This is a genomic window from Synechococcus sp. PCC 6717 (assembly GCF_022698185.1).
Lineage (GTDB): Bacteria > Cyanobacteriota > Cyanobacteriia > Thermosynechococcales > Thermosynechococcaceae > Thermosynechococcus > Thermosynechococcus lividus.
In genome coordinates this window covers 1-11,021 of sequence record NZ_JAKLTV010000043.1, presented here as the reverse complement: position 1 = coordinate 11,021, position 11,021 = coordinate 1, and the positions used below count along the sequence as shown (strand labels likewise).

Below are 11,021 nucleotides of genomic sequence, written 5' to 3'. Positions count from 1 at the left end.
AAAAGTTCGCGAATCCCACTCGCGGTGTTGCTCACGCGAAAACTCTGCTTCTGGGGGCGTAGATGTACACCTAGCCACCGCTTACACACATCAATGCCAATCCATTGTTCTTGATCCTGCATATCACTTTTGCGCCTGTCTGGGGGTAAATCAGGTGTTTACTCAGCCTTGCGTCATGGGGGTTCTACTGTCCCAACCGATGATTCGAGTTTGACCTGTTGCATCAGAGAGATGACCCTAGCTTCTCCATGATGTCTCGCATCTAAGGGGTGACGGTCTGTCTCTCTAGTTTTAAGATACAAGGGAGCTAAGAGTCTTGTTCCCTCTCCTTTGGGAAAGGGCTAGGGTGAAGGCGACAAAAGAGTCAAACCCGAAAGTCATACTTCTATTCAGCAACGCCCTAGTGTTCTCCATGCATTCCCTGTTTTGGGTAAGATAGATTTGGCGTGCTGCCCTAGGGCATCGCGCTACCGCTGTTTGTTATCTGCAGCGCAAATGGGCAAACAAATCAATGCATCATTAGGGTAAACGAACTGTGGCCGAACCCCATCATCAACGTAAAAAGACTACTGGGATGACCTACAGTTGGCCGCTGGCAGGAACCTATCAAGCCCTGAGTTCAGCGTCGGTCGATTTAATTTGGCGCAAAATCGTCAATTTAGCTGATGTCTCATGGCACCCGCTGATTTTACGTACCAATGTGCCCTACGGGTTCGTGCCTAAACCCGGCTTTATCTTTCAGGCGGTGACGCGCTGGATTCCATGGCCAATTCAGATTTTTGTGGAGCGGGTGTCGCCGGGGAAGCTTTTGAGTATTCGCATTTTAGTGCTGCCGGGGGTGGAAGAGCGGGTGACCTATCGCATTGAGTCAACCCTCTGTGGGAGTCATATTTCGTGCTCGGTGATGTTGCGGGGGTGGCTAGCGCCGCTCCTGTGGTCTCTTATTCGTGACTATGCGGCCGGCGTGGCGGCGCAGTTGGCGATCGCCGCTGAAAAAGATCCGCCAAAGGCATCGCCGCCGCCCATTGATCCGTGTCTAGGGTTCTAGGACTCACAAGCGATGCTGACGGATAACGATCGCGTACAGGTTTTAAGCGAAGCCCTACCCTACCTACAGTCTTTTGCGGGGCGCACCTTCGTGGTGAAGTATGGCGGAGCGGCGATGAAAGAGGGACACCTCAAGGATTCGGTGATTCGCGATATTGTCTTTTTGTCCTATGTGGGCATTCGTCCTGTGGTGGTGCATGGGGGTGGGCCTGAAATCAATACTTGGTTAGCAAAGCTAAATATTGAACCGCAATTCAAAAATGGTTTGCGGGTCACCGATGCGGCCACGATGGATGTGGTGGAAATGGTATTGGTGGGGCGAGTCAATAAAGAAATTGTAACGTTGATTAACACAGCGGGTGGTCAAGCCGTGGGATTGTGCGGCAAAGATGGTAACTTGATCCGTGCCCGCGCCCAAGGGGAGGACAGTATTGGCTTTGTGGGTGAAGTGCAGGGGGTGGATATCCGTGTTGTCTCCACTCTCGTGGAAAAGGGCTATATTCCCGTCATTTCCAGTGTGGCGGCGGACGAAACAGGGCAGGCCTACAATATTAATGCCGACACGGTAGCCGGCGAAATTGCGGCTGCTTTAGGGGCTGAAAAGTTAATTTTGCTGACGGACACCGCTGGAATCTTACGCGATTACCATGACCCCAGTACCCTGATTTATCGGATGGATATTGCTGAGGCGCGGCAACTCATCAAAGAGGGAGTTGTGTCTGGTGGGATGATTCCCAAGGTGACCTGTTGTGTGCGATCGCTAGCGCAGGGGGTAAAAGCAGCCCATATCATTGATGGCCGCGTTCCCCACGCCCTACTGCTGGAAATTTTTACGGACTCGGGAATTGGCTCGATGCTGGTTGGCTCCAGTTCCGCCTACGATCGCGCCTTTGGCGGCTAAGGTGGCGCTGTAGGATGGGCGGCCACACGAGCGTTTTGAGCAACAGCCCCAAGGTCTTCAATTCAGAGGGAGCCTGTGGCCACTGCCAGCGATTTGGCTCACAGAACAAGAACCGGATTAACTGCCGGTAGGTGTCGAGGCTGAGGGGGGCAAACTGGATCGTGATCAGCGTCGTTGGGGGTGTGCTGGCGCTAGGTTGCGGGGTAATGTCAACAATCGTGCCCGCAAGATTGATACCCACTTCGAGGAGGCGAAGGGTGACCTCAACGTTCACTGCCGAACTGGGGAGAGCTTGATGGAGCTGAACAACCGCCCCCCCTTCCGAGAGGTGGGTGGTGGTACCCCAGACTGCTGCCGACTGATCCCAAGCTAGGTGCAATTCAACGGTTTGCTGCACCCTTAGCCAGTCGTACGGATCGGGACGGGGGCGCTCAATCAGGCTGTAAATGGCCAGAGCCAAGATAACTAAATTGTAAAGATTCCAGACCCATGCCAAGATCAGCCCCCGCGCTTGCAGATGGTGCCAGTTGAGCACAGCCGCCACCAGTGATGCGCCAAATAAGACCAGTAATGGCCACCCCAAGCTCCACTGAAAACGGTAGCGATCGCCACGGGTTCCCTTGGGGGTGACCCAAAATCCACGTCCAAAGGGGCGAATTAACGTTTGAACCACCGTGAGGGTGAGGGGAATACACTGCACGACCGCATATACATCTGAGATCAGCGCAGAACGACTCCGGCTATTGAGCCAGGCAAAGGTACTTAGAAGTAGCCAGTAGTAGGGCAAGAAATAGTACACCCACTCCCGCAGGGTGGTTTCCAAGGGCACAATGCCCAAAAACGCCGAGGCAAGGGGTAACACTAGTAGCAACACTCGTAGCGGACTGTGGAACCACTGGCTCATTCCCTCAAGGTGAGCCAAGCGCTGTAAAAGGGTGAGATTTTTGGCACGAAGAGGGCCTGCGGCTATAAAAAATCCTTGTAGAGTACCCCGCGCCCAACGCAACCGCTGCCCAATGTGGCCGCCCATGTCGTCAGCACACAGACCGGCACTGAGGCTCTCGTTGAGATACACCACCCGATAGTGGACTGCCGCCAGTTGAATGCCAGTGTAGTAATCTTCACTGAGGGAGTCGGTGACAAAGCCCCCCACCGCCTCAAGGGCAGACCGCCGCATCACAAAGGAACTGCCGTAGCACAGGGCGGTTTCAATGCTATCGCGCAACACCTGGTAATGGCGAGAAAAGATTTCCACTTCTTGGGGCAGTTGGGTTTCAAGCCCCAGATTACGGGCTACTGGATCGGGGTTGTAGAAGCTTTGGTAGGTCTGCACCAAGCCAATATCGGCGGTTTGAAATAGGCCAACGGTACGGGTGAGAAAATTGCGCGTTGGCACAAAATCGGCGTCAAACACAGCAATCAGCTCGCTGTGGGTGTGGCCAAGGGCATGGTTCAAATTGCCCGCCTTGGCATGGTGATTATCTGGGCGAGCAAGGTAGTGGCATCCCAGCTCTGCTGCCAAGTCCTGCAAGGCAGGGCGGCGGGTGTCATCCAAGACATAGATGCGCTTGTAGGGATAGTCCAGCGCCTGACACCCCACAATGGTGCGGCGCAGAATCGTGAGTGGCTCGTTATAGGTGGGGATGAGAATATCGACCCACGGTTGATAGCGCCCGGCTTTAACGGCCATCGCCGCTGCATCTGCCTGGGGCCGGCGATCGTTAACCTTCAGTAGCAGGTACAGTTGCAGGGCGTAGCCACTCATGATGAAACCTTCAATCCCTAGTAGTAGAAGACTGACAGCTGCTTCTGTTGGGGTTCGTAAATTTAGGGTGACGAGCGATCGCCACAGCAGGTAACGCAGCATCAGTGCCAATAGACTAGACACAATGACGAGACGCCCCGATTGCTGCCGTACTGTACACCAGCGCAGGACAACCCCACTCAACCCCACCATCAACACTAATGGCCAAAATAGCCATGGCTTTTCAAGGTGCTCAATCCCTAACAAGGGGATAGTTCGCACCGTCAGTAAGCTATCACAGAGTGCCTTCAAGGCGCGATCGCCCCAAGCGCGGTGTTGCCAGAACAGATAAGCGAGTGCTGGCACAAGCAGAATCAGCCCTAAGATGCGGGGAACCCGTCGCAGTTGCGTGGCAGACCACTGTGTCAAGGCTGTCAGCATGGGGAGGTATCCTAACGTCTTGCTAGGCGTGCGCCAAATGTAAAAAAATGTAAACTCAAGGATTTGACGCGCCATGGTTACCGCTGGTTCCCTAGCAGATCTGCTAGGGAAAAATAATCCACGTAAGAGCAATCCTATGGCTGCAAGAATATGCCACGATCAATGGTAATTGCCATTTCTTGAGTGCCCAGAGCCTATGACGACGTCCAGCGGTGATACTGAACCGGCTGCCCTTTCAACCCTAACAGTCGATCGCCCCCCCTTCATCTTTCACAATCAATTTCAAGGGTGGATGGAGGTTTACGCACCCGTACAGCAGTATGAGCAGTATCTCAATAACCATCAGGAATGGTTTTACCGCTGCGCTCAACCTATGCAGGCGACCCCCGTTGGCCAGCATGGTTATATTCTTACCATTGGGCGTTATGGCTCCCATGGTTACGAAGTAGAGCCGAAAATTGGCTTGCATCTGCTCCCCCAAGATCAGGGTGTATATCGGATTGAAACGATTCCAGTGCCCGATCAGCCCTTTTTGAACTACAACGTGAAGTTTGCAGCGGCGATGGATCTGGTACCGCTCAAAGCTCAGCCAGAAACCGATCCTGAGCTGCTTGATCGCAATATTTATGACTACACGCGGGTGAATTGGCAGCTTGACCTGCGGGTGGAAATGTATTTTCCGAGGTTTATCTATCGCTTGCCCCATGGCCTAGTTCAGGGGACAGGAAATCGTGTTCTTGCCCAAATTGTGCGCCAAGTCTCCTACCGCCTGACGGCTAAAGTGCAAGATGACTTTCACGCCACCATTGGCTTAGAGTTGGGAAAACGCTGGCGACGACAACGCTTTCATACCGAGCGGGTTAGAACCCTATCCCCAGTTGTTGGCACTCATGGCGAATCTGATGCACCTGCCCCTTGAGTTCGCAGGGGGTTAGCCCTTGGCTCAGTTGACTGCCCATACCGATGGCGATCGCCCCTGCCCTCAGGAGGGGGATCACCTCTGACCAAGGAATGCCCCCACAGGGAATCAGGGGAATGTCTGGAAATGGCTGCCGCAGCATCCGCACATAGGCTGCTCCCCCCAAGGCCATCACCGGAAACACCTTCACCGCATCTGCCCCTGCTTGCCATGCCTGCACAATTTCTGTCGGCGTTAGGGCACCCAAAATCAGCGGGACGTGAGCGGCTTGGGCGTGGGGAATGAAATCAACAGCGGTGTGGGGGCTAACCAAGAACTGTGCGCCAGCAACAAGGGCAGCGTCTAGCATCGCTGTGGTGCGTAACGTCGCAGCACCGATTGTGCAGTGGGGGTACTGCTGCTGCAGATGGCGAATAATTGCCGCCGCGTCAGGCGTGCTCCAGGTTACCTCTAAACAGGTGAGGCCAGCACTGATATAACGATCCGCTTGGGCGATCGCCACCATGGGGTCTGCTGAGCGAACCACAGCAATTAGAGGTAAAGGCCGCAGAAACCGCAGCCGTTGTTGCCACCCCTCCTTCACGTAGGCTCCCTAGGTAGTCATGCGGTGACTGCGTTTGCGCAGATAGCTAGCCTGCTGCCGCAGTTGTTGAAAATATTCTGTCTCAGTAATTTCTGCTACCTGTTGCCGCCGTTTTTCGTGGTCAATTTCAACCTTTAACTCTTCAATCTGTTGTTGCATCGCCTGTTCGCGATACTTACGCTCGGTGATGTCCTGCACTAAGCCCTCATAATAAGCAATGCTCCCGTCAGCATTGAGGACAGCTCGCATATCCACCTCTACCCAAATGATCTGGCGATCGCGCCGATAGGCTTTGAACTCAAAATGCCCCGTGGTATTACCGCTGTCAAAGTGGTTCGTAATTTCATCCCGGGTGGACTCCTCCACATACACTTGATCGCGAATACTGCTGATTGATGCCACCATCTGCTCAGGGGAGTCAAAGCCAAAAATACTGGCCATCGCTGCATTCACACGGATAAAGCGACTGTCAGCACTCGCCTGAAAGATGCCTTCAAGGGCATTTTCAAAAATACTGCGATAATTTTCCTCCGCAATCCGCAGCGCCTCCTCCGCCCGGATGCGATCGGTAATATCAATCCCCACAGAAACGGTGTGGGTACCCTTCATATATTTTTGTAAGGCCACTAGGTAGAAAATGATCGTGCCATTTCGCCTAACAGAAATGACCCGCGAAGCAAAGAGGTCAGGAGAGTTGACAAATTCATGCATAAACTCTGCCAGTTCACCATCTTCGCGCAAAAAGCCAAGGGGGCGGCCAATAAATGCTTCTGGTGGTAAATTTAGGGTTTCAGCTAACTTGCGATTGACCCCTTTATAAATCCCTTCAGCGTTAATCCAAGAAATCGTCCCCGGAACAGCATTTAAGACCGCCTCAAACTGTTCATTGGCCTCAATGAGTTCATCGCGAATTTGCTCAAGAGAACGATTTTTCTGCTCTAGCTCCTGAAACGACCGCCGCAGTTGCACAAGCATCGCATTAAAGGATTCCGCCAGATCGCCAACCTCGTCAAAGGAGTCCACGCGTACCTGTGCATCCAAGTTACCTTCTCGGACGCGCCGGGTTGAATTGGCCAGAGCTTGGATGGGTTTCACAATCGCATTTGCACTCACGTATGCCCAGCCCGTTGCCACCGCAAGGGTAATCAGGGTAATTACAAAGGCTGCTAGTCGCTTTTGGGTAATCATGGCGGAAATCCACGCTTGGGACTTACCCACAAAGGCCATCCCAATGGGGGGAGGATGGGGCAGCCCAAGGGTTTTGCGAAAGTCGTACAGCGGCTGGTACAGAGTCGCGTAGGGGGAGCCAATGATATTCGTTTTGCCTTGAAATATACGATCTTGATCCAGCACAGTGCTCGCAACTTGCCGCGAGACTCGAGTGCCAATGGCACGGGTTTGACCGTCAAGATACGGGACATTAGTTGCAATTCGTAAATCTTGGGCGAAGATGGTTGCCACCGTCTCAACCGTAGACCACTGTTGGGTGCGATCCACTAAATCCGGCATCTTGTTCAGTAGCACACCGGTCAAAATCATCCCTTGAAATTGATTACCCTCATAGAGGGGTTTGGCGGCAAAGGCAAAAAGCCCAATATTGCCATCTTCAATGGGGTAAGTACCCGCTGGGGCAGGTTGCTCCTGTACCGGTAGGTTAGTGATGGGCTGGGGACGCAGGGTTATTTTCCCTTGGCGCTCTAACCCCAGTAACTTCAATTCAGCGCCATTGAGCAGCACTAAACCACTGATCATCTCTTGGCGATCGCGCCCCACCCGGAAGGGAGCCAAGGCTGCAATACTCGTTGTTTGGCTGGGTGCCAACCGGTATGGGGAGGTAATTTGTTCCTGCAAGTTTAGGAGTTGAGCCTTACTGGCCGCTAGCAGCATGGTACGTTGCGCAAGAACAGTCCCTGTTGCATCCACGATCATCATAATGTTCATGGGTTGCTCAGAGACATCCACCCGTTCCAGCACTAGAGCCAGTCGCTCAGGCTGCATCATTTCTCGTACCCTGAGATTGCCGTTCTCAGCGCGCAGAGCGTTAGCAATCAGGAGGGCTTGAATGCGGGCTTCGTAGCTGAGGTTATTAATCTCCCAGTCCAAATCATCAAGGCTAGAACGCAACTGCTCTTGGAGCTGCCGCTCAAAGTTCAAGGTGCTCAACTGAATTAAAGACTCGGTGACGATCGCCGCCGGAAAAATAGCAGCAGCGGCCAAGGCAACCGTTAGCTTCCAGCGTAGGCCAAGGCGTTGCCACGAAACCGAGAGTTGAGAGAAAAAGGGTGACGAAAATTGTTTCATTGTAGAGATCATTGTAGAGACGCGCCCATTGCAGCAAGCGGTAACAATGGCAGGCGATCAGTCAAAAGAACCGGGAGTTTCCGTTTGCAGTGTCTAACCTGTTGCCATCATACACTTGGAATTTGGACAAAACCGCTGCGCATCATACGGGCACCATCACTCGGTTGTCTGCTGCCCCCAACCCAGAAGCGCTACAGGCATATTTTTTCAGTTGGTTGATAAATACGGTGCGGGGCTTGCCGCCGATTTCGCTAATTATCGGCGCTGAAGGCTGCGTCCACCCGTAGCTCATCTAAGTTCCACAGGGCACCGCCAAGTGCCGTTGGGTTTGCACCAATGACGTGGTTGCGAAAGGCAGTGAGCGACAGTGGGTTAATCAGGTAAATAAAGGGCAAGTATTCCTGGGCGAGTCGCTGGGCTTCGGCATAGATTGGCTTGCGCCGCTCTTCGTCCAGTTCCTGTGCCCCTTGGATATAAAGATCACTAATACGCTGCTCCCAATCAGCAATGACTCGGCCAGTCAACGGTGGCTGGTTGGGGCTGGGTTGTTGGTTAAAACTATGCAAGAGGCCGTCCACTCGCCAAATATTAGCACTGCCATTTGGCTCACTGCCACCACCGGTAAATCCCAAGAGATGGCACTCCCACTCAAGGGAATTGGAGAGGCGATCCACGAGGGTGCCAAAGGCTAGAAATTGCAAGTCCACCTGCATGCCAATGGCTCCTAAGTCCTGCTGAATTTGGGTAGCAAGGGCTTCGCGGATTTTATTGCCAGCGTTGGTGATCAGTGAAAAGCGGACACGGTTCCCCTTGGCATCAAAGAGTTGGCCTTGGGCGTTGTAACGAAAGCCTGCGGCCTGGAGCAGTTCCTTGGCTTTTTCTGGTTGATAGGTATAGGTGGGTAACCCCGCCTCTGGCGAAAAGTAAAAGGGGCTTTGGGTGGCAATGGTGGAGTGCTGCGGTTCCCCTAACCCCTGATAGATGGTGTTGATCATGCGCTGGCGATCCAGGGCGTAGGCCACTGCTTGGCGAAAGCGTACCTCGTTAAACCAGTCGGACTTCACTGGATCCACAAGGGGTTTGCCATTGCGTTTCCCTCGGTTCAGGTTAAAGGCGATATATACAGTGCCTGTGCTAGGCCCACTGTTATAGATGCGGAATTGTCCGGGTGTTTCCTCGCGCTTCAGCAGCGAAAACATATCGGCAGTGACAGCAAATACATCTAACCCACCAGAGCGAAATTGCAGCATGGCGGTGTCGGTGGATTCAACAATCTGCCAGATGTACCGTTCAATGCGGGGCAACGGCGATCGCCAGTAGTAGGGGTTGCGGCGAAAGATCAGCCGTTGATTGTTAATGTAGCGATCCATAACAAACGGGCCGTTACCCACAATCTCGCGAGGATCGGTGTCGGTGCCCCAAAGGGAGAGAAATTTGAGGCGACCATTGCGATCGCGCTCCTGCACTGCTGATCGCAATTTGTGCGCCGGTAAAATTGGTAAGCCCGTATTGCGCAAGAAGGGGGCAAAGGGTTCGGGCAGCTTGAACGTGACTTGGCGATCGCCTTGGGCAGTTACCGTGGGCAGCAACCCCTGTGGGCCAATGCGGAGAATATCACGGCTACTAGTGGGAATCTCAGGATTAAAGTACACCTCGTTGTAGGTGAAGACCACATCCTCACTGGTCAGGGGTTCCCCGTCAGACCATTTCAGATTAGGGCGCAGTTGAAAGACAATTTCAAGGGTTTCTGGCTTGACCTGCCAAGATTCTGCCAAGGCTGGCTCTAGTTCCCCCGTGAGGCCATTTTCTTGCACTAGACCGCTGTAGAGGTACCCAAATACGTTAGGGGACTCTTGGCTGAGGGCGTAGTTAAAGGTTTTGGGGTCGGCAGTAACAGCACTCACCAGTTGATTGGCGCGAGGGGCAACAGAGACACGACAACTGCCCACAATAAGGGTGCAACACCACACTAGCAGCACAAGCAGCCACCAGGGCCGTCGCCCCATTAACCGCCCCCCACAATGGTGACAATCTCGAGGCGATCGCCGCTATTGACCTGAGTTGCCTGCCAAAACTGGCGATGCAAAATCTCGCCATTATATTCAATAGCCACCAAGCGAGGATGAATCCCTAAAACCTGACAAAGCTCCAGAATCGAGAGCGATCGCTCAAGGCTGTGAGGGTTTCCATTCACATAAATCACAATCGGTTGCTGTATCGTCACCATCGGGTTAAGGTGCGTCACGCAATTGATTGAAGCAAAAAATTCTAAAGGAATTGCTCAAGAGTCGCTTCAATTTTTGTTTTGGGAACTGCGCCAACTAAAATATCAACTTTTTGGCCACCTTTAAAAATCATAAGGGTAGGGATGCTACGAATACCGTAGTCAGTGGCTACCTTGGAGTTTTCATCGGTATTGACCTTAACCACCTTGACCTTGCCCGCATACTGGTTGGCGATTTCATCAACCACAGGGGCAACCATCCGGCACGGTCCACACCACGGCGCCCAAAAGTCAACAAGGACAGGAAGTTCACTGTCTAAAACTTCTTCTTTGAAGGTGGCATCAGTGACGGACAATGCACTGGACATAGGTCAAACCCTTATAATGAATCAGCGGCTATAAATTATACAGTAGCCTTTTGTAGGCACGTTAGATCGAGCAGAGTACTAGACTTCGGCGTTTAAGTCATCATCATCATCCTCAGAGCTATTGACCACCCGCCTGAAGCTGGTGAATAACTAAGGTGATCACGACTTTATTAGGCAATTTTAGCATATAACTGCAAGAATCCTCCGCTTCAAATCGTTGATTGAGGCGTGAGATGAATTGCGGTATTGACTTCTCCCCTCCTTGAAAGAGAGGGGATTCCCAAAGGATGCTACGCAACGGGCTGAAGCCGCGTTGCTTCGCTTTTCCCTTGAGCTGTCACCCACAACTTAATGCGGGTGGGGGCAGTCAAAGACCCCCTACTCACCTCAAGCATTTCTGCTATTGGGACTACGTTTACGTTTCGGTTCGTGGTTTCGCGCTTTTCAACACTAGCCAGTTCGATACGCTCAACATCCTGCCAGATCGGAAGAG

Annotated in this window: 10 protein-coding genes; 3 read left to right on the top strand and 7 right to left on the bottom strand. The window is 52.8% G+C overall.

Annotated elements, in window-relative coordinates:
* Positions 1–574: 574 nt before the first annotated feature.
* Positions 575–1,048, top strand: coding sequence for a polyketide cyclase / dehydrase and lipid transport (locus tag L5470_RS12290; protein WP_099798954.1), 474 nt, complete (start codon positions 575–577; stop codon positions 1,046–1,048).
* A gap of 12 nt (positions 1,049–1,060) precedes the next feature.
* Entirely contained in the window at positions 1,061–1,948 is an 888-nt protein-coding gene (argB, locus tag L5470_RS12285) for an acetylglutamate kinase (protein WP_099798955.1), read from the top strand.
* On the opposite strand, the gene L5470_RS12280 is transcribed toward argB, so the two are convergent.
* A complete protein-coding gene (locus L5470_RS12280; protein ID WP_499500136.1) occupies positions 1,878–4,208 on the bottom strand; it encodes a glycosyltransferase in 2,331 nt (776 codons plus the stop codon). The genes argB and L5470_RS12280 overlap by 71 nt on opposite strands.
* A 121-nt stretch (positions 4,209–4,329) precedes the next feature.
* Here L5470_RS12280 and L5470_RS12275 point away from each other — a divergent pair, with 121 nt between their 5' ends.
* On the top strand, positions 4,330–5,052 hold the full coding sequence (locus L5470_RS12275; RefSeq protein ID WP_499500135.1) for a DUF1997 domain-containing protein: 723 nt from the start codon (positions 4,330–4,332) through the stop codon (positions 5,050–5,052).
* On the opposite strand, the gene L5470_RS12270 is transcribed toward L5470_RS12275, so the two are convergent.
* The 6 genes from L5470_RS12270 to L5470_RS12245 form a co-directional block, all read right to left on the bottom strand.
* Complete coding sequence (locus tag L5470_RS12270; protein WP_499500134.1) at positions 4,994–5,635, bottom strand: bifunctional 4-hydroxy-2-oxoglutarate aldolase/2-dehydro-3-deoxy-phosphogluconate aldolase; 642 nt, start codon at positions 5,633–5,635, stop codon at positions 4,994–4,996. The genes L5470_RS12275 and L5470_RS12270 overlap by 59 nt on opposite strands.
* 9 nt (positions 5,636–5,644) lie before the next feature.
* Positions 5,645–7,936, bottom strand: coding sequence for a PAS domain S-box protein (locus L5470_RS12265; protein ID WP_499500133.1), 2,292 nt, complete (start codon positions 7,934–7,936; stop codon positions 5,645–5,647).
* 251 nt (positions 7,937–8,187) lie between these two features.
* Positions 8,188–9,942 carry an ABC transporter substrate-binding protein gene (locus L5470_RS12260; RefSeq protein ID WP_499500132.1) on the bottom strand — a complete coding sequence of 585 codons (1,755 nt, stop codon included), beginning with the start codon at positions 9,940–9,942 and terminating at the stop codon, positions 8,188–8,190.
* Positions 9,942–10,163 (bottom strand): sulfur carrier protein ThiS, encoded by a 222-nt coding sequence (thiS, locus tag L5470_RS12255; protein ID WP_099798958.1) that lies wholly within the window; start codon positions 10,161–10,163, stop codon positions 9,942–9,944. Before thiS ends, L5470_RS12260 begins: the two co-directional genes overlap by 1 nt.
* 41 nt (positions 10,164–10,204) lie before the next feature.
* The gene (gene trxA / locus L5470_RS12250; RefSeq protein ID WP_099798959.1) at positions 10,205–10,528 is read right to left on the bottom strand and encodes a thioredoxin; all 324 of its coding nucleotides are present in this window, start codon (positions 10,526–10,528) and stop codon (positions 10,205–10,207) included.
* A 290-nt stretch (positions 10,529–10,818) separates the two neighbouring features.
* Positions 10,819–11,021 (bottom strand): hypothetical protein (locus L5470_RS12245; RefSeq protein WP_499500131.1); only part of this gene is annotated, 203 nt, incomplete at its 5' end.

What these genes read in the sequence shown, in the direction of transcription:
- L5470_RS12290 (WP_099798954.1), top strand. Translation starts at nt 575, where the DNA reads ATGACCTACAGTTGGCCGCTGGCAGGAACCTATCAAGCCCTGAGTTCA.
- argB (WP_099798955.1), top strand. Translation starts at nt 1,061, where the DNA reads ATGCTGACGGATAACGATCGCGTACAGGTTTTAAGCGAAGCCCTACCC.
- L5470_RS12280 (WP_499500136.1), bottom strand. Translation starts at nt 4,208, where the DNA reads ATGGCGCGTCAAATCCTTGAGTTTACATTTTTTTACATTTGGCGCACG.
- L5470_RS12275 (WP_499500135.1), top strand. Translation starts at nt 4,330, where the DNA reads ATGACGACGTCCAGCGGTGATACTGAACCGGCTGCCCTTTCAACCCTA.
- L5470_RS12265 (WP_499500133.1), bottom strand. Translation starts at nt 7,936, where the DNA reads ATGAAACAATTTTCGTCACCCTTTTTCTCTCAACTCTCGGTTTCGTGG.
- L5470_RS12260 (WP_499500132.1), bottom strand. Translation starts at nt 9,942, where the DNA reads ATGGGGCGACGGCCCTGGTGGCTGCTTGTGCTGCTAGTGTGGTGTTGC.
- thiS (WP_099798958.1), bottom strand. Translation starts at nt 10,163, where the DNA reads ATGGTGACGATACAGCAACCGATTGTGATTTATGTGAATGGAAACCCT.
- trxA (WP_099798959.1), bottom strand. Translation starts at nt 10,528, where the DNA reads ATGTCCAGTGCATTGTCCGTCACTGATGCCACCTTCAAAGAAGAAGTT.